General features: G+C 38.3%; 16 protein-coding genes and 2 tRNA genes. 7 read left to right on the forward strand and 11 right to left on the reverse strand.

The genetic code is table 11. The features are described from left to right. Window positions 1-634 precede the first annotated feature (634 nt). Window positions 635-1,816, forward strand: coding sequence for a porin (locus H3T84_RS00610; RefSeq protein WP_198217118.1), 1,182 nt, complete (start codon window positions 635-637; stop codon window positions 1,814-1,816). 177 nt (window positions 1,817-1,993) lie between these two features. Here the strand turns inward: H3T84_RS00610 and H3T84_RS00615 are convergent, their stop codons facing one another. Together H3T84_RS00615 and pyrE are read right to left on the reverse strand one after the other, a co-directional pair. After that, window positions 1,994-2,557 carry a DedA family protein gene (locus H3T84_RS00615; protein WP_084562686.1) on the reverse strand — a complete coding sequence of 188 codons (564 nt, stop codon included), beginning with the start codon at window positions 2,555-2,557 and terminating at the stop codon, window positions 1,994-1,996. Between the two features lie 98 nt (window positions 2,558-2,655). Further along, window positions 2,656-3,294: an orotate phosphoribosyltransferase gene (pyrE, locus tag H3T84_RS00620; protein ID WP_025331317.1), complete on the reverse strand. Its 639-nt coding sequence runs from the start codon at window positions 3,292-3,294 to the stop codon at window positions 2,656-2,658. Window positions 3,295-3,370: 76 nt separating this feature from the next. On the opposite strand from pyrE, the gene H3T84_RS00625 reads away from it, so the two are divergent. After that, window positions 3,371-4,156 (forward strand): exodeoxyribonuclease III, encoded by a 786-nt coding sequence (locus H3T84_RS00625; protein ID WP_198217120.1) that lies wholly within the window; start codon window positions 3,371-3,373, stop codon window positions 4,154-4,156. Window positions 4,157-4,382: 226 nt separating this feature from the next. Here the strand turns inward: H3T84_RS00625 and H3T84_RS00630 are convergent, their stop codons facing one another. The 7 genes from H3T84_RS00630 to H3T84_RS12360 form a co-directional block, all read right to left on the reverse strand. Further along, on the reverse strand, window positions 4,383-5,777 hold the full coding sequence (locus H3T84_RS00630; protein WP_198208726.1) for a sigma 54-interacting transcriptional regulator: 1,395 nt from the start codon (window positions 5,775-5,777) through the stop codon (window positions 4,383-4,385). A 20-nt stretch (window positions 5,778-5,797) separates the two neighbouring features. Further along, window positions 5,798-7,618, reverse strand: coding sequence for a two-component system sensor histidine kinase AtoS (atoS, locus tag H3T84_RS00635; protein WP_198217122.1), 1,821 nt, complete (start codon window positions 7,616-7,618; stop codon window positions 5,798-5,800). Window positions 7,619-7,830: 212 nt separating this feature from the next. Next, window positions 7,831-9,012, reverse strand: coding sequence for an acetyl-CoA C-acetyltransferase (locus H3T84_RS00640; protein WP_198217124.1), 1,182 nt, complete (start codon window positions 9,010-9,012; stop codon window positions 7,831-7,833). A 19-nt stretch (window positions 9,013-9,031) separates the two neighbouring features. Continuing rightward, window positions 9,032-10,378: a TIGR00366 family protein gene (locus tag H3T84_RS00645; RefSeq protein ID WP_025331312.1), complete on the reverse strand. Its 1,347-nt coding sequence runs from the start codon at window positions 10,376-10,378 to the stop codon at window positions 9,032-9,034. Window positions 10,379-10,383: 5 nt separating this feature from the next. Beyond that, window positions 10,384-11,040, reverse strand: coding sequence for a 3-oxoacid CoA-transferase subunit B (locus H3T84_RS00650; protein ID WP_025331311.1), 657 nt, complete (start codon window positions 11,038-11,040; stop codon window positions 10,384-10,386). A gap of 12 nt (window positions 11,041-11,052) precedes the next feature. Further along, window positions 11,053-11,709 (reverse strand): acetate CoA-transferase subunit alpha, encoded by a 657-nt coding sequence (gene atoD / locus H3T84_RS00655; RefSeq protein ID WP_025331310.1) that lies wholly within the window; start codon window positions 11,707-11,709, stop codon window positions 11,053-11,055. 262 nt (window positions 11,710-11,971) lie between these two features. Next, complete coding sequence (locus H3T84_RS12360; RefSeq protein WP_198217746.1) at window positions 11,972-12,109, reverse strand: TIGR00366 family protein; 138 nt, start codon at window positions 12,107-12,109, stop codon at window positions 11,972-11,974. Window positions 12,110-12,355: 246 nt separating this feature from the next. Between H3T84_RS12360 and H3T84_RS00665 the strand changes: the two genes are divergently transcribed. The 5 genes from H3T84_RS00665 to H3T84_RS00685 all read left to right on the forward strand — a co-directional run bounded on the left by H3T84_RS00665 (window position 12,356) and on the right by H3T84_RS00685 (window position 15,682). Beyond that, window positions 12,356-13,042 carry a hypothetical protein gene (locus H3T84_RS00665; RefSeq protein ID WP_198217126.1) on the forward strand — a complete coding sequence of 229 codons (687 nt, stop codon included), beginning with the start codon at window positions 12,356-12,358 and terminating at the stop codon, window positions 13,040-13,042. A 737-nt stretch (window positions 13,043-13,779) separates the two neighbouring features. Further along, window positions 13,780-13,855: transfer RNA gene (locus tag H3T84_RS00670), tRNA-Asn, on the forward strand. 2 nt (window positions 13,856-13,857) lie between these two features. Further along, window positions 13,858-13,933, forward strand: a tRNA-Lys gene (locus H3T84_RS00675). 685 nt (window positions 13,934-14,618) lie between these two features. Further along, window positions 14,619-15,026, forward strand: a complete 408-nt coding sequence (locus H3T84_RS00680; RefSeq protein ID WP_198217128.1) for a DUF4878 domain-containing protein — start codon at window positions 14,619-14,621, stop codon at window positions 15,024-15,026. A gap of 32 nt (window positions 15,027-15,058) precedes the next feature. Beyond that, window positions 15,059-15,682, forward strand: coding sequence for a YiiX/YebB-like N1pC/P60 family cysteine hydrolase (locus H3T84_RS00685; RefSeq protein ID WP_198217130.1), 624 nt, complete (start codon window positions 15,059-15,061; stop codon window positions 15,680-15,682). Between the two features lie 326 nt (window positions 15,683-16,008). On the opposite strand, the gene H3T84_RS00690 is transcribed toward H3T84_RS00685, so the two are convergent. Continuing rightward, window positions 16,009-16,554, reverse strand: a complete 546-nt coding sequence (locus H3T84_RS00690) for a cysteine hydrolase family protein (protein ID WP_198217132.1) — start codon at window positions 16,552-16,554, stop codon at window positions 16,009-16,011. A 525-nt stretch (window positions 16,555-17,079) separates the two neighbouring features. Further along, entirely contained in the window at window positions 17,080-19,986 is a 2,907-nt protein-coding gene (locus H3T84_RS00695; protein ID WP_025331304.1) for a type III restriction-modification system endonuclease, read from the reverse strand. Window positions 19,987-19,988 lie beyond the last annotated feature (2 nt).

Below are 19,988 nucleotides of genomic sequence, written 5' to 3' on the forward strand. Positions count from 1 at the left end.
TTAGATGATCTGCACATATATCTATGCTGTGGAATGACTACCCATGATATCTGTATTAAGAGACTTGAATAAAGAGTAATTGTGGAAGATATTAAAAATAGTAATACTACTGGATTAAAATAAAATATCTATAAATTACTTTTTTAATATATTACAAAAATGTTAATAAAATAAGAATTAAGCAATATTTGAAAATATAAATACAATATGTTTAAATTCTAAAATCATAAAATAAATAACCTAAATTCTGATTGTTGATTCTGTCAAGATTATCCATACGCATTTATTTTTGTTGTTGTAAATAACTTTATTTAATAATAATTTCGAAAATTTAAATAAATATCCTTTAACAAAGAAAATTATTAAGATTTGTTAAAATATGTATATTTAAATGGTTTTTATAATCAAAATAAAGTATTTAATCTGCATTTAAATACGTTTCTGATGCTTATTTAACCTAATCTTTAATAATAGAAATTTCCCGGATTGATTAATCAAAAGTCATTGTTTGCTTTTTTATTACCCAACCAGTATATTTTGAGAGTCCGTCATATGACGATTGATGTAAACTTCAAAAGCGCTGCATTAAAGTTTTGAGGTTTGTATTTTTGATGTTTAGACAAGGAATACTATAATGAAAAAAACCCTGATTGCTTTGGCCTTAACCGCTCTGCCGGTTGCTTCTATGGCTGAGGTTGTTTTGTATGGTCAAATGAAAGCAGGCTATGAAGCTTCTTCTACGAAATACGGTAGTGACAGCCGTGGTCCGTACCAGAATGGTATTGCCGACTATGGTTCACGTATCGGCTTAAAGGGTTCTGAAGATCTGGAACATGGCTTGAAAGTTATCTGGCAGGTTGAATCTGCTATTCATTTGGGTAACAGCAATGATAAGGGTGATAGCTGGGCTAACCGTGACTCTTTCATAGGTTTGGAAACTCCATATGGTAAGTTTCGCGCCGGTCGCATCAGTAACCAGATGAAGGCCAATATGGATACTGTTGATCCATGGGAATACAACAACCAAGCACTGGGTTTGGGTAAATTTACCCGCACTGGTCAGCGTTATGTAGGTATTGCCTATGATTCTCCGGAATGGTCTGGTTTCAACTTCAACGTATTATATTCTCCGCGCGATAATGTTAATGCTGGTGAGCGGAATAAAGAGTATGACTATAACATGGGTGCAGGTGATAAATACAGTCTTGGTCTGAATTATCACAATGCCGGATATTACGCAAAATATGGTTTTGATTACCTGAAAAATTCAGCTGCTTTACTTAATGAAGAAGGTAAAAATGAATTTAAAGATGGTCAGGTACATCGTATTGAAGCTGGTTATGATGCTAATAATCTGTTTGTAGGTGTGGGTTATCAATATAGCAAAAATACTGGTTCCTATAGTGAATATGTAAATGGTATTCACCCTTCTCGTCTAAATGCAGATCAGACTGGCATTGAGGCAATCGCTCCAGTTGGCGATCATAATGTAGTCACAGATAATAGTGGGCAGGAAGCTGTTTTAACTGTTGGTTATCACTTTGGTAATATTTTCCCGAAACTGACTTATGCTCATGGCTGGGATGTTAAAACTGACGGTAGTAAAGATAAAAATACCAAATACGATCAGATCGTAATTGGTGCTGATTATTCCTTCTCTAAACGTACTACTGCAAATGTACAGGCAGGCTGGTTGCGTGAAGGTAACGGTCCCGATGATTTTGGGGGTGTGGGACCGAACGACGAGCCCATCATGGTGGGTAAAGGTAAAACCAAAACTACTGCATTTGGTGTTGGTCTGAAACATACTTTCTAATCAGGCTTTGTAGCTGATTTTGGAAAAAACCCCGCAGCAGCGGGGTTTGTTTTTTGTATCCGGTAAATCTAACCAGTTAATTATTGAAATAAAATACATTTGTACTTTGTATTTGCAATCAGATTTGCATAATTATTTAATTACTGATTTTGCTTAAAAGCCGTTTTTGTTTCTGTTTTATTTATTACGATGTCGTTTGATATACCAGTATATCAGCAAAGCAAATACAGCTACTATCAGAATAACAACAAAAAGCAGTTTAGTGTATTGTTGAAACTCTGCAAACAGCCATTGTGCTGATTGTCCGAACAGATAACCAAAACTAACGATGATGGTTGCCCAGAGTAAAGCACCCAATGCATTAAATAACAGAAACCGATGGAATGTTACTTTACTCATACCGATGGCAATCGGGCCGGCAATACGCAAACCATACATGAAGCGTACCCCGATAATAATGACAGAGCTGTGTTTACACAGCAAACGATCAGTTTTGGCTACCATCGGATCCAGTTTAGGGAAATGCTGCAATAGGTGTTTACCATAATAACGGCCGAGCAAAAAACATATCTGGTCTCCCAGCATCCCGCCAGCTGCCGCACACAGGATTGAAGGCACAAATAATAAATAGCCTTTGTGTACGAAAAAGCCGGCCAGGGTCAGTATGGTTTCACCTTCAAGAATGCTGCCGATAAATATGGCCAGATAGCCATAGTGATTCAGTAATTGCTCAACATTCATCTATTCATCTGTTTAATAGGGTTAAAAAGAAATCATTTGTTAAACATAAGGTTGTTTGAACTATTCTGGCAATCTGTTTTGCCAGAACCAGACAAAATTTACACGCCATATTGACGGCGGTAATCTGCTACCGGCTGGCGATAATCAGCCAGTGTTGAGTCATTTTCTAATAACAGCAGTAAATCTTCTAATGTGGCAATGGCCGTTACCGGTATTTGATACTGTTGTTCGACTTCCTGAACGGCAGATTGATTTCCCTGACCTTTTTCCATCCGGTCAAGTGCAATGGCTACACCTGCGGTAACCGCGCCTTCATGCTGAATGATGGCAACCGATTCACGTACAGAAGTACCGGCTGAAATAACATCATCTATAATCAGTACACGACCTTTAAGCGGTGCACCAACCAGTACGCCACCTTCGCCATGGTCTTTTGCTTCTTTACGGTTATAGGCATATGGTACATTACGCCCTTCTTCCGCCAGCATCATGGCTGTTGCTGCGGCCAGAATAATGCCTTTATAGGCCGGTCCGAACAGCATATCAAATTCAATACCGCTGGCAAGAATCGAGCGTGCATAAAAACGTGCCAATTGCAGAATACTATAGCCATCGTTAAACAGTCCGGCATTGAAAAAATAAGGTGATTGTCTGCCGGCTTTGGTTGTGAACTGGCCAAATTTTAAAACATGCTGTTGCAGAGCGAAGTGCAGAAAATCCTGACGGAAATCAGACATAATGATCCTTAATGGTAAAATGGCAGATTAAAAATTTTAAGATGTAAATTTTATCATTAATCGAAAGGACATGCGGATGCGCATTATTTCAGCCAATGTAAACGGAATACGTTCAGCTACCAGTAAGGGTTTTATTGATTATCTGGCGCAGGCACAGGCTGATATTGTGTGTGTTCAGGAGTTAAAAGCCCAGGAAGCCGATATGACTGAGCAGATGAAGCATCCGCTGGGCATGTATGGTGCGTGGCATACCGCAGTGAAACGCGGCTATAGTGGTGTGGCAATTTACAGTAAACAGCAGCCTGATGATGTACAAATCGGCTTAGGATGGGAAGATTTTGATCATGAAGGCCGCTATGTACGTGCTGATTTTGGCAAGCTCAGTGTTATCTCTGTGTATTTGCCGTCCGGAAGCAGTTCGGAAGAGCGGCAGCAGGCTAAATTCTGTTTTCTGGATAAATTTTTACCGGTTCTGCGCGAATTGCAGGCCTTACAGCGCGATATCGTAATCTGTGGCGACTGGAATATAGCGCACCAGAATATTGATTTAAAAAACTGGCGCGGCAATCTGAAAAATTCCGGTTTTTTGCCGGAAGAGCGTGAATGGCTGAGCCAGATTATCAATGAGCTTGGCTGGGTAGATATCTGGCGTACGCTGTATCCTGAGATTCCCGGTTATACCTGGTGGAGCAATCGCGGCCAGGCTTATGCCAAAGATGTAGGCTGGCGTATTGATTATCAGATGGCTACGCCAGCACTGGCTGCCTGTGCACAAACTGCTACGATCTATAAAGAAGAAAAATTTTCTGATCATGCGCCTTTGATTGTTGATTATGACTATCAAATAAAGTGCGCGAAGTAATGCAATTGGTTTTCGGCAGTCATATAACAATCTGATCAGCGGGTAGGGCAGCATGCTTTATCCGCTTATGATAAATTCTATTTTCCATCGCTATCATTAATTGCATTCGCGTAAAGCGTTCAGTAAACGCCTGTATATTGATTGTCTGATGACAGGCTGATATTTGCCGTGGTAATAAATATGGGAATATCAGGAACCGGTATTCATGGAACTGAGTTAATGTGATTTAATTAATGGTCTCTACAATCTCGTATTCCTGCATTTTATATAATAATGTTCTTTTGCTGACGCCTAGTGAGCGGGCAGTATTTTCCCGGTGACCGTTATTCAGTCTCAATTCATTAATGATTAATTCTTTCTCATAAATTTTGACTTTTTCTTTCAAGGTGGCACCCAGCTGTTCATCTTCACTAAAATCAGGATGAAAATCAGGTGTTTTTTTATGAGCAATAATTTGTGCGGGCAAATCTTGCGGATAGATAAACAGTCCGTTGGACATGACTACTGCATGTTCGATGGCATTAGACAATTCACGCACATTGCCCGGCCATGGGTATTGATTAAGTACTTCTACCGCACTAATCGAAAAATCCAGTAACTCCTTATTATTTTCATGGCAAAACTGATTGGCAAAATAGCGCGCCAGCAGCATGACATCATTTTTCCGGTCGCGTAAGGGTGGTAAGCTTAATTCCATTACGTTCAGTCTGTAGAATAAATCTTCGCGGAATTCACCAGTGCTGATCATATCCTGAAGGCTACGATTGGTAGCGGCAATCAGCCTGAAATCAGTTTTAATTAATCTGCTGCCACCGATTGGTTCGAATTCTCTTTCCTGGATTACCCGCAGAAGCTTAACCTGAAGATTGGTTGACATTTCAGCTACTTCATCCAGAAAAAGTGTCCCTTGGTGTGCACGCTCAAATAAACCAATCTGGCGTTGATAAGCACCGGTAAATGATCCTTTTTCATGCCCGAATAAAGTACTTTCCAGTAAGGTTTCCGGTAATGCACCACAGTTTACTTTGATAAACGGGCCGGTTGAGCGGGTACTGTAATAATGAATGGTTTTGGCGACTAATTCTTTACCCGTACCGCTTTCACCAGTAATTAATACGGTGGTTTTGGTTTGTGAAATTTTGGCAATATTGCGGCACAGTTCCATCATATTCGGGCTGTTAGTCAGAATATGACCCTTATTATCCGAGCTGAATAATTCTATTTTTGGCGATAAATCCATTCCCTCTTTTTTAGCTTTGCTCAACTCCAGAGTACGTTTTATCAGTGCTTTGAGTTCATTCAGGTCAAAGGGTTTGACAATATAGTCAATTGCACCGAGTTTTAATGCTTCTACCGCCGTATCCACACCGGCATAGGCGGTCATAAGGATGATGGATATATCCGTATTGTTCTGTTTAATTATTTTCAGTGCTTCCAGCCCGCTCATCTGAGGCAGGCGATTATCCATTAAAATTAAATCAACCGGCTGCTGTTCTAAGGTTTCAATAGCGTCTTCTGCATTATCAACAGCAATAACCTGATAATGTTCCTGCGATAAAAAAATAGATAACAGTTTGCGCAGATTTAATTCATCTTCGACAATTAAGATTTTTTCTGACATAAATTCCGGATTATTGTGTATCAGTTAACGGGAAGTGCTACTTCAACCGTAACACCATTGCTGTGCTCATTATTTTTAATGCTAATTTGCCCTTTATGTGAGGAAACTATTTTCTCTACCATGGCCAGACCCAGTCCGGTACCAGAAATTTTAGTGGTAAAAAATGGTGTAAAGATTTTATCCATTATTTCGCTTTTAATGCCTTCACCATCATCCTTTATCCGGATTAACTGATACTTTTGGTTAGCAGACAATAATGTAGAGATTTCAATTTTGCCCTGATCACTGACTGCCTGAATGGCATTGATTAATAAATTCAGTATTGCCTGTTTGATTAATTCTTTATCCAGATACAATGGCGGTAACTGGCTGGCTAATGAAAGAGTCAGGACGATGTTATTTGAGCGGTGAGATGAATTAACCAGTACCAGCACTTCATTAATCAGGTCGTTTAATTGCACCGAAACATAATAATTTTTTGAGGGTACTGAGAAATCAAGTAGCTGCTGAATAACCTGATTAATCGAATCCACTTCTTTCAGAATAATCTCAAGATATTCATTTTGCTCAGCACGGGGTAAATCATTTTGCAGATATTGCACGAAACCGCGTACTGCAGCCAGCGGATTGCGGATTTCATGGGCAATGCCTGCCATCAGCTCGCCCAGTGCCACCAGACGTTCGGTTTGCTGGATTAACTTTTCTACTTCTTCCCGTTCGGTGATATCTTTAAAAATAACGACGGCACCAATAATATTGCCCTGATAATCTTTCAGATGGCTGGTGCTGGCTGAGATTCGGATAATTTGCCGGGCAACCGGGAAATCTACTTCCACACCGACATGATCGATACCATTATATAAAGTATCCAGTAAAGGACTTTGAAAATTTTTATCATCAACTATGGTTGAATATGGCCGGCCAAGGACTTGTTCCAGCTGATAGCCGGTGATTTTTTCTGCAGCCGGATTTAACATGGTAATAAAGCCATTATTATCCACAGTAATAACTGCATCCAGTGTGTTTTCCAGAATCAGCTCGTTGATGGTTTTGGTTTTTCTGAGCTTTTCGGCCAGACTGTTAATTCCGCTGACAATTTCATTCAGCTCACCGCGTATAACTGGCAGACGACTGTCCAGCGAGAAGGGGAGTTTTTCCAGCCCTTGTTTGATTATATTGATATCAGTATTCAGTTTTCTGGATAAAACAGAAGCAATACAAATACAGCTCAGCATACAGATCAGGCTGATAATAATGACATTTTTATCAAATACAAACGCCTGTTTTTCAATGTCATCCAAAGTTTCATTAGCCCAGATATAGCCAATTATCTGATTATTGCGCACAATGGGAATCATGGCATTCATGATATTGCCGCGGACTTGCTGTCCGGTTTCAATCATATGCCGGCCGCTGGCCATGACTTCACGCCCTTTATGCTCAGCCGGAATAGATTTACCAACATTCACACTATAGGCTGACTGCGGGGCATACAACACAATGGCATCTAATTGTTTATGATAATAACCGGCTGCAATATTCGGCATGTTTTTCAGCAGCGGTTCAATTTTAGGAGAGAGATACTGATTAAGCTGGGTAATTTGTTGTGTTCGGGGCAGGCTTTTATCCACCTGCTGGTAAGCATCACCTAAAAGCAAATCCAGAGTTTTGGTAATAGCATAAAGTTTATGGCTTTTTTCCTGTTTGAGAAGTTCGCGCCCTTCTTTATCAATTAGAACGGCACAGACAAAAATTGAAAAACAGGATAGGAAGGTCACCAGTAAAAAAATACGGGCACTGATTCGGTCCGGATATAGGCGCTGAAGGAAGCTGGTGTTCATAAGTGCTCAAATATCCATAATTATCAATAAAATATTTTTAATATCCGGCTGGTACACAGCCAAAATATTTATCTGAATTAATTTTAAATTATCAGATGAATTATGCAAATTAACAAGTCAGGCGATATCGGATAAACTCATTACCACCTGACTGTTTAACCTAATCATATGTCTGTTAACCAAACATTACTCTTAGTTTGACCGGATTATCATTAACAGCGTTCCAGAATAACAGCCGTACCTTGTCCGCCGCCAATGCATAATGTTGCCAGTCCCAGCTGTTTATCACGATGAAGCATGGAATAAAGCAGGGTAACCAGAATACGTGCACCGCTGGCGCCAATAGGATGACCCAGGGCAATGGCACCACCATGAATATTGGTTTTGTCCATATCAAAATTCAGCTCGCGTCCGACACCGAGGAATTGAGCAGCAAAAGCTTCATTTGCTTCGATTAAATCGATATCAGACAGCTGCAGTGCTGCTTTTTGTAAAGCCAGCCGGGTTGCCGGTACCGGACCCATTCCCATTATGCTCGGATCAACGCCGCCAGAAGCATAGCTGCGAATATATGCCAGTGGTTTTAAGCCTAATTCTTTTGCTTTGGTTTCTGACATCAGCACAAGAGCAGCGGCACCGTCATTAATACCGGAAGAATTACCCGCAGTCACTGTACCGTCTTTTTTAAACGCCGGTCTGAGTTTTGCCAGACCTTCCGCCGTGCTGTCTGCTTTGGGATATTCATCCTGTTTAAAGATAATATCGCCCTTGCGTGAGCTGATGGTGACCGGAACAATTTCTGCTTCAAAGTCACCATTGTTATTAGCTTCCGTAGCCAGCTTTTGAGAACGCAGTGCCAGTTCGTCCTGTTCCTCACGGCTGATAGAATATTGTTCAGCAATATTTTCTGCCGTAATTCCCATATGGTAATGATTGGTAGCACAGGTTAATCCGTCATTCACCATGGTATCGTACAGTTCGGCATTACCCATTTTCAGCCCCCAGCGGGCTTTACTGCCAAGCAGATAGGGTGCCTGAGACATATTTTCCATACCGCCGGCGACAACAATATCATTGTCACCGGTTAAAATACTTTGTGTGGCCAGTACGATTGATTTAAGTCCGCTGCCGCATACCTTATTTACAGTAAAAGCCGGTATGCTGCTGGGAATACCTGCATTCAGTGCAGCCTGCCGGGCAGGATTCTGTCCCAGTCCGGCCTGAAGCACATTACCCATAATCACTTCATTTACCGCACCGGCATCCAGTGCAGCACGTTTTAAAGCTTCGTCAATAACAACTTTCCCCAAATTAATGGCACTGACAGAGGCAAGTGAACCATTAAAACTGCCGATGGCGGTGCGTGCAGCACTGACGATTACGGTTTTTGTCATAATAAACTCCCTTTTTTAACTAGAAAAAGTACAGACCAATCAGGAATATCGGCGTAGTGAATATCAGCGCTGTCATACAATATCCCATAATGTCACGCACCCCGAGACCGGCAATAGCCAGTGCAGGTAATGCCCAGAATGGTTGCAGCATATTCATCCATTGTTCGCCGTAGGCAATTGCCATCGTAGATTTACCTAAATCAGCACCCAGAGCCTGTGCGGCAGGAATCACGAACGGGCCTTGAATAACCCAGTGGCCGCCACCTGACGGTACGGCAAAATTAATAATGCCGGAGCTGAAGAACGTCCAGATAGGGAAGGTATCCTTGCTGGCAATATTGATGAAAAATTCAGTGATAAGACCACCCAGACCGGAATGTTCCATCATCAGCTGAATACCCGCATAAAACGGAAACTGAATGATAATACCGGCTGTGCTTCTGGCTGCATTGGAGACAGCACGCATGTATGCCATAGGTGTACGGTGTAACAAAACACCGGCAGTCAGGAATATCAGGTTAACGGTATTAATGGTGATATTAAAACCATTATGATAGAAGTAAATCAGCAGATAACTGATACCCAGAGCACCTACTAGCAAAGAAAGCAGCTTACTTTCTTCCATTTTTTCAGCTATGGTAGCTGTTTTCCGGTCAAGCTTACGCTGAAAATCAGGTTCTGGAGCCAGCAGCTCAGGATTAACCACATTCACTTTACCGTCAGTTCTGACCATAAACCGCACCAGAAGAGGTAAACAGATAATCAGCATAGAAGTAATAAAAATATTACTGGCTGAAAACATGGTCTGAGAAATCGGCACAATACCCTGCGGATTAGCGTCACTAATCATAAAGTGTGCAACAGGATTCCCCGGAGTTGCCGCCATTAAAGGCATTGATCCGGACAAACCGCCACCCCATGTCATAAAAGCAATATAAGCACAGGCGATCAGTAAGCCATAATCCACATTCTTAACCTGTCTGGCCACTTCCTTTGCCAGCATGGCACCTACAACCAGACCAAACCCCCAGTTTAAAATACAGGCAATGCAGCCGACAAAAGTAACCAGCATGGCTGCTTGTGTAGGAGTTTTAGCCAGAGAGGCAATAGATACCAGAACAGATTTCACCGGAGGTGAGCTGGCTAAGGCATGGCCGGTAACCACAATTAAGGCCATCTGCATACCAAAGGCCAGCAAATTCCAGAAGCCGTCCCCCCACATTTTTATCAGACCCAGAGGCTGTGAATCAGTTAATCCCCAGGCCATGAAAAAAATGATAAAAGTAAGCAGTAAAGCAAATATCAGCGGGTCAGGCAGATATTTACTGACCAGATTAGTCGTATGTCTGGATAAACGTGAAATCATAAAACTTATGCCCCTGTAGCAATGGACATCGTTTTCAGATTATCCGCAACAATAAACTCTGCCGTGGTATGCGCTTTTACAGTATCAACATCTACACCCTCAGCGGTTTCAATCAGATACATTTGACCGTTTATAAATTCAAATACAGCCAGCTCAGTAATAACCATGCTGACTTTACCTTTCGCAGTAAGCGGTAAAGTGCATTCCGGCAATATTTTCGGTTCACCGGTTTTAGTACAGTGTTCCATGGCAATAATTACCTTTTTCGCACCTGTAACCAGATCCATAGCACCGCCCATACCCGGCACCATTTTGCCCGGTACCATCCAGTTAGCCAGATTGGCATGCTGGTCAACTTCCAGTCCGCCAAGCACACAGGCATCGACATGACCGCCGCGAATCAGCATAAAAGAAAATGCACTGTCAAACATCGCCGCACCGGGAACAATGCCGCAAGGCTGACCGCCTGCATTAACAATATTTGGTTCATCAACTGTTTTAGGCCCCAGCCCCAGAAAGCCATTTTCTGATTGCAGCGTAATATTGATACCTTCCGGCAAGTAATTCACCACCTGAGTTGGTAAACCAATCCCCAGATTAACAACATCCCCGTTACGTAATTCCTGAGCAACACGGCGAGCAATTAATTCTTTTTTATCCATTGTCTTTATTCCTTAATCGTTAGTGCTAACCATAAAATCAACTAATGCTGCCGGTGTCATCACCGCATCAGGATGTATCTGGCCGACTTCTACCAGTTCATCAGCCTGAGCAATCACCGTGTCAGCAGCGGTAGCAATCAGCGGATTAAAATTACGTGCAGCATACTGATAGACCAGATTACCGTTGTAATCAGCCTTATGCGCATGAATGATGGCTAAATCAGCACGGATTGGCAGCTCAAGTAAATACTCACGATTATTAACTGATAAAACTTTCTTGCCTTCAGCAACAATCGTACCCACTCCGGTAGGTGTTAAAACTCCGCCCAGTCCGGCACCGCCGCAGCGAATCCGTTCAGCCAGCGTACCCTGAGGTACCAGCTCAACTTCCATCTCACCGGCAATCATTCTTCTGCCTGTTTCACGATTGGTGCCAATATGGGAAGTAATCACTTTTCTGACCTGATTATTGTTAATCAGCGGTCCGACACCAGTGTCTACAAAAGCTGTATCATTTCCGATAAGTGTTATATCCTTAATACCCGATTCCAGAATTGCATTCACAATCTTTGACGGCGTACCACACCCCATAAAACCGCCAAACATAATCGTCATACCGTCTTTAAGAAAATCCCGGATTTTATCGGTAGTGATTAATTTTGTTTGCATCAACGGCTCCTTGTTACACGTTAAAAATTCATCTATGCTTAAAAGCAAGCCACTTTGCTATTGCAATTTGTATACCAGATTGGAATAATGAAAATAAAATAATAAAATATTGATTTATAAAAATAAATTTTATATGACAAAAGGGTTTTGAATAAACTTGGCGCAGAAAATTGCACTTGCGTGCAAAAAAAATTGCACATAAAGAAATTATTTTTATTTTTTTATCATTTTGTTGCAGGGATACTGCATATATTTCTGATCGTTAATACCCCATATTTAATACGCAATATGTATGTTCGTCATGGTGCATACAGTGTAAGAAAACACTGACCGTCAGAAAAATCAGATTAATGGTATTAATGATGATATTAAATCCATGATGATAAAAGTAAATCAGCAGGTAACCGGTATCAGAGCACCTACCAGCAAAGAAAGTTACTTACTTCATTTCATTTTTTCAGTTATGGTTACTATTTTGCAGTTCAGCGTATACTAATATCGGGTCTTGGTGCCTGTAGTAGCACACAGATTAACCACAATCTTACCGTCAAATTTGACGATAAAATACATCAGAAAAGGTAAGTAACTAATCAGTATAAATGCATGATATTAATATTAATTTATTAAATAAAAACAGAGAATGATAATGGAAAAATTAGAGTATTTTAATTATTTGCGAACCATACCAGCTTTAAATTTTATCGGAGAAGCCGATCATCCGGAGCATCTGGAAGATAATTTATATGGCATCTTTCAATGTTTTATGCCTGACGGGACAGGTGTAGAAGCTGTATTTAGTCCTCTGCCTGACGGTGATTCGCTGAGAGAGCGTATATTACCTGTTTATAAATTAGTGGAACAAAAGGTTCGTGAATGTTTAAAGCAAGGAATTGTTCCGGGATATTTTGTGCCTGAAACAATCGTGTGTTCCGATGAAGAGCTAATGCAACTCGGATATCAGTTTATAAATAATATTAAGATATTATCAGAATATAATAATGATAACGAGTTTACAGAATTAATGGCAGGTATCACAAATGTGGAAATCGTTAAATCACGGGAAGAGCTTGATAAGTCTATAGATGATACGCAAGACTATATTTACGATGCATTGAGTGATTATATTTCTGATTATATAGATAATAATGACTTGTTATCAATTCTGAGTGAAGCATATTATTCAATAGCTTGTGACTATTGGCTTAGCTATTATTTGCAATATCCGGCTATCAAAACTGATTTAAACTGCGATATTTTTAAACCTTATTTTGAGTTGTGGGTCAGAGGATATTATTGTTCATTTAAAACTGATGCTTTACTTATATGCCCATGACAATGATTAGAAATATTTTATAATGATAAAATCGATAAAATAGAATGTTTGTGTTGGAACATTTTATTTTTATGACGATACAACAATAAGATTATTAGTTTTTAAAACTATGCTGGTGATAATTTACCATTTAAGCGATAACATCACTATCTGATAAACTTATAGGATATCCAGTCTCGCAAGCATAGAATGGGTCTGGATTCCGAAACTTCGCCCATTAATTTTGCCAGCTATTGCCTTAGTGAATAAATAGAAAGATGACTGGCTGAAACATTATCTGAGAAGTCGGCCCGATGTCCTGCTGATTAGATTGATTAATCATAATTTGTGGATACAATCAGGGTATCCGGAATTGCCGAAATCGAAAAGCATCAGACCGGCAAGCCATCACTCTATATCATAAAAATAATATCAGCACAGGCGATATGAAAATCATAATCAACATTCTAAATTGGTGTCTGATTACATCATTAATCAGAATAGCTGCCTGTGCTGCTGCACTGGCCGGATAGGTAACAAAAGTATTCTATTCATTTTCAAGTCAGAGCTCATAAGCGCAAAACCTCAATACATTTATTAGAGTATATAAGCAAATACAATTTAAGTAATATAACTATATTTGCAATTAAATATGTAGAACTACCAATGATTTGTACTTATTGAACTCTTTTTCAGGCTTAAAATGCCTAAAAAAGCTTGACGAGTTTAATATCGCCCCATATAATGCGCTCTTCCTTTCCCTGATAGCTCAGTCGGTAGAGCGACGGACTGTTAATCCGCAGGTCCCAGGTTCGAGCCCTGGTCGGGGAGCCAAAGGGTCGTTAGCTCAGTCGGTAGAGCAGCGGACTTTTAATCCGTTGGTCGAGCGTTCGAATCGCTCACGACCCACCAATATCCTATCTATTTCTTTATTATATTGCTAGCTATTTAGCACAGCTTATTCAGCATAATAGCATTTCTTTAAATTTTCTTGTTATTTATCTGCCTAAATTTATTGCTATTTATCTAATTCTTTCAAATTAACATCAATATTTCTTGATACCTGTCACGAGGATGATTAGTTTGTGCTTCCGATGAAGCTCTGGTGTAATATTTATTGTATTAGATTAGTCAACTGGTTTATCTAGCCTAGCCAAATCATTCACATAAAATTTTCTTCAAACTTTAAATTATTGATAAACCATTTCTTTGGAAATAAATTTAAATGTATGGTAGTAAAATCTCTGATTTATTTAATTTGAAACAGCTAGCCTTATTTATTCAATGGTATCGCACACAATCCTAGTTAGCCCTCTTACAATCAGGTTATATTATCTTTTTTATTTATAGCAATTGATGTACTTTTTCATCATTTTCCTAAAATAGTTTTGATAAAAAAATAGTTTGATAAATATATTTGTAGTAATAATTATTCTTGGTAGTCATTTTTCTGATTAAATCATTTTCAAATTTATCGTATCAGAACAGATAAAAACTTATGAAATTCAATATGTAAATATATTTGTTGATTAATTAAGAAAAATTGGTTTATATTTAATAAAATTATTATTTATTAACAAATTGACAGGAAAGTTATATGAAGAAAATTGTGAGTTTATTGATAGGGTTATTTATTACCTTAGCAATTGCTGCATGCGGTGGTAATTCTTCACCAGAAGCTGCCGCAAAAGTATTTACTGAGGCTGTATATAGTGGTGACAGCCAAAAAGCAATTTCCATGATTTATCTTAGTGAAAAAGATAAAAAAGAAGCAGGTGTACAGGATATATTATCTGGAAAAATTAAAATGAGTGTTTCGCATGCAAAAGAAGTTGCTGATAAAAATGGCGGGTTGAAAAATATATCCATTGAGGATATCAAATATGACGATGATAAAAAATCAGCACATGTTCAAATAAGTGTAACTTTCAAAAATACAGAACAAATAAAAAAGAAAAATTTATATTTAATTAAAACAGATGATGGCTGGAAGGTAAAAGGTTAACCGATGAAGACCTGCTTAAAGCAGGTTTTATTATGTATAGATATTTAATATATTTTTTAATGATTTGCCTGATTCTACTGACCGGTGGTTCTGCTTCATTTATTTATGAAAGACATCCACCTTCATATCCACGCTTGATCCGGGATTTACCCCTACTCGAAGTTGGTGACTGGGTTGTGCGTTTAGGTACTACGAATGACAGTCGATGGATTCGTTATTTGGGAAAAAGTGAGTATTCACACATTGGGATGATTGTGCAATTACAGCCTAAGGTTTTAGTTATCCATGCTACAACAGATGACGGAGAATCAGTTTCAAATCAGGTGATGATTTCCGAATTAGAGCATTTTTTTAGTCCGGTATTGGCTCAGAAAGGTGCTGTTATAAGACCTTTATTTTTGAATAAGCAAGAAAAGCAACGGATTGCTGCACAAATTTTGAACCAGCGCGGAAAACCTTTTGTCTTAGATAACAAAAACGAATCTCATTTATATTGCACAACATTACTATTTGACTCAATTGCTCAATTTCATCCGTCATTTAAACCTGAATGGAATTATATATCGGTGCCATTTTTTGAGGGTGAATATCTGTTTCCTCAAGCATTTGTTAATTATCCCGATACCAAAGTAATTTATCAGATTAAGAATAACTGAAATTCGGGTTGATATATTATTGTTTAATATAAAATATATTTATATTATTTAGCATTAAAGATTTAAATCAGATTTTTTAACATGAATATGTATGTTTAGTAATCTGTATAGCTATACAGATTACTGCTGTTATTCCTTTCGGAATATTCATTCAAAAATTTTGATTATGGTTTGACTATAGATTATATGCTTAAAATGGTAAATATATTTAAAAGACATAATAATACTGTCGAAATTAAGACTTTGTGAATAAAGTCAGTTCTGATTTATTTTTATACATTTTGTGATTTCAGGACAGTTTAAACAGAAGCAGGGGAGGTAAATGCTCAGATTATGGTAGCTCCTAAAGTATTCTGAAAGTGCTTTAATGCCCAGGAATGTCCTACCGGGTCAAAGCTGGCAACAGCATGCTGATGAACGACAATCTGATAATTAAGGTTATATGCATCAACTGCTGTATGTAATACGCAGATATCAGTACATACGCCGGTTAAATGTATTTCGGTAATATTTCTTTCACGCAGGCGTAAATCCAGATCTGTTCCGCTGAATGCAGAGTAGTGGCGTTTATTCATCCAGTAAACTTGCGGATTGGTTTGATTGGCTGTGTACAACTGTTTTAATGAACCATAGAGATTCTGACCGTGGGTACCTATGATATTGTGCGGCGGAAATAATTTATTTTCCGGATGGTATTTATCATCAGGTTCGTGCGCATCAATTGCAAATACCACAAAATCTTTCTGCTCAATAAACGTTCTGGTCAGATTTACCATTTCGTTTTCTATGGCTTGTCCTGCCAGACCGGTTGTCAGTGCTCCGTCTGTGGCAATAAAGTCGTTGGTATAGTCGATTGAAATAAGTGCTTTCATATGTCTATTATCAAATTGTTGTTGTCTGAGTTCTGTAAATTATAAATTATAAGTTAAACTAATTTTATTTTATTGTGTCTATTGGTGTTTGTATAATTTTATATTTTAGTCAAGGTTAAATTCGCGAATTCGAATTTCGTGTTTCGCCTTAACTCTTCTTCCAAAGACTTTCATTAAAGTACATAACTTTTGAAATTAAAGTATTAACTGTAAATTTATCTTCCGTTAAAGACCATTATCATTCGCTTAAAGTAAGTACATTTAAGTCCACCGATAAGTCTATCGGCAAGTGGTGATAAGTTCACCGCTATACTGATCTTAGACAGCAGTATAACTGGGTATTTTACTTTCTTTTCTATTTCGTCGTTGTTTTAGGTTGGGTGAGTATTTAGTGATTACACCGTGCTGTTTCTTTAAGTTATAGAAGTTTGTGCGGTTTACGTTCTATCCCTTGCTTTTTTAATTATGGATACTGGTCATATCCCATTCTGAAGTAGCGTAGGGTACAGATAAAAGCTCCTTCACCTAAATATTTCGAATCAAATTATAAATAGTATCATTAGCAAATTGTGTTTTAAACTCAACTTTAATAGATTTACTTATTTGACTGAATAGTGCTTGTGCATGTTTTATCTTACGTTCTTCTTCAAGTCTTAAACTATCCTTCCCATCTACATTTTTTGTTTCGATAATAAAGTTTAAATAATCATCTTTTGTCGTTTTGACAATATATGCAAAGTCTGGAGAGTACGTGTATCCACCTGCTACCGGGATCTTAATGGAGTTCTTCGGTATCTTTGTAAAAACAGCTACAGACTGAATCTCTCCATCTGTTATGTTGAGCCTTTCAAGCTCTGAGTCATAAAAGACTTCTTCAAAAAGATAAGAATCCAACGGTGGTTTTGTGTTGTCATTCAATATACCAAGATCACTTGATAATACCTTACTCACAGGCACGCCGTCTGCATTAGTGAATTTTGTAGGATGAATTGAACCTGAAATCACATTATATCCAAGGCTGAATTTGTTAAATGAATTGTTCAACAGATATTTGCTAAAACCAGATTTAATTTTTCTGATTGTTTGAATGTTCAGGTAGTCAGTGATATTGATAATGTCTTTTATTTCACAAAATACCTTATGCAAGGTATCGTGTTTAGCAAAAATAGTTTGTGATAAGTTATCAAGAAATTCCCGATAGCTCATTGTGTTTAGTTTAGCAAAGTTATCATCGTCACTGACGATACTTTTCGACATTGCCGTATCATTATGAATATAAATTCTATCAATGCGAGTATGAACACCTGATTTAGTAAATCTTTCTGTTTCTTCGAGCATGAATGACTTGAAAATAGATAAGAATTCGTTTTCGCTATTTATTTTATACTCAATTACTGCTTTTTGATTGATCAAATCCCAAAGCTCTTTCAGTTCACTGAACTTGCCAATACGCATTTTAGTGCGTCTTTTTCCATCGGTGGCTTTTTTGATTTTGCTTGGTTTCAATCCGGCAGGGAATGCAGCCGGATATTTGGCTTTTAAGCGACTATAGGCATTGGAATCTTTGAAGTTGTCATTATCATCAATGATCTCTCCATCAAAAATTTCATTCATGAGTGTTCTGGATGAAAGCTCAGGATACTGAGATAGGATTTTATCCTTAAGCTCCTGAGTAAACTTACTCGGAACGGTTTCTTTGAAAGAGCTATCATTGACCTCTTTGACAAGAGAATCGACAAAATCTTTTTCTGTAAAATCAACATAATAGTTGAGAGTAAAATTGCGGTCTTTCACACGACACATATATTCATTCACTGGAAGACGTAAACCACGCCCTACCTCTTGAAGTTTAGATGTGGTGCTACCACTCGAACGGAGTTTACAAATCTGAAAGACATTTGGGTTATCCCACCCCTCACGCAACGTCCATTTAGAGAAAATGAAACGGCGAGGATTTTCTAAAGACAATAGAAGCTCTTTGTCATGAAGGATTTCATTGATCTCCTGCTCAATTTTTTCATCTTTATCATTATTATCTTTTGAAAAATAACCACCATGAACAGAAGATATATCCTTAACAGTTTTTTCAAGGTAGTTTCTATAAAACTCATCTTTCTCTATTTTTAACAATTCATTAGCTTCTGCCAAAACATATTCTTCGAACTTAGTTTTCAGACTTCCGGCAATATCATTACCATCACGATAGCCTTCAATATCATCAATGAAGAAAAGAGTAAGAGGCTTTATGCGTGGCCTTTGTGTCAGATACTCTTTTTCTAATTTAAAGTGTTCTTTGACAGCTTTACGCATCATGTTATCCGCAAGTGTCTGAGCGTAAGAATAGGGGTTTATCGAGTTACCAATTTTTAGCTCAATACCATTACTCAACACTGCTGTAGTCTTGTTTAAAGCATCAAGAGTTAAATCATGGATCGCACTATGCGTTTTAGATAGTGATTCACCTTTGGCTAATTTAAACGTTTTTTTATTGCTATTTTCATTCAGTTCAAATGTAGCTTCTTTTCCGTCAGATTTGACGAACTTGAGATTGGCATTATCCTCACCGACAATATCCTCAATGTATGCATCAATACCTTTAACAAGATCTTCATTGAATGCATCCACGGCTGTAAGACGATAAACTAAGTTCTTATAGCCTTCACTAAAGGTTGCGCCATAGCGGATGATATATTGTGCATTAAATTTTTCAATATTTTCCCATGTCTTTTTAGCCGTAGGAAATTTATGAGGCTCATCAATGATAATGAATGGTTTTATCGCACTAAGTGCAGAAAATGGAGTATCAAAAAGGTTATCAAACAAACTAACATCATAAGTGTCAGTTAAAGACTTTGAGTTAATCATCCCTGAGTTGATCACAAGAACGTGTATGTATTTCTTATTAAAATTACTTGCTTCAACAAAATCATGGATAGCTTGAGGCATGTATGATTTTGCATTTTTACCTGAATTTTTCTGACTTTCAACAACGTAAGTCTTTAGTTCACGCTCGTAATCATCTCGAAAGTGTTCTTTTAGAGCATCACTTTTTAAAAAGTTTACTGTTCCGGCTTTGATTGATAAGGTAGGAACAATGATGATAAATTTGTTAATGCCAAATGATTTGTTCAAGTCAAAAATTGTTTTGGTGTAAGTATAAGTTTTACCTGTACCTGTCTCCATAGAAACATCAATCACATTACTTTTAGCATCGTAATTATCTTTTGAATGTTCAATACCATTGAACTCCTGGACTTTTTTTAAGTTGTTGTAGTATTGTTGTTCAGATAGATTCAGTTCTGGATTAGCTAACAGGCGAATAGCAACGTGATCCGTCTGCTGAGGTATGGCGGATACAAAGACATTCATCACCGCATCTACGCCGGCCTTTTGATGTGGTAAATTTTTTTCGAATATGAACCCTTTAGACATGA

It is taken from the genome of Snodgrassella sp. M0110 (assembly GCF_016101465.1).
Classification (GTDB): Bacteria; Pseudomonadota; Gammaproteobacteria; order Burkholderiales; family Neisseriaceae; genus Snodgrassella; species Snodgrassella alvi.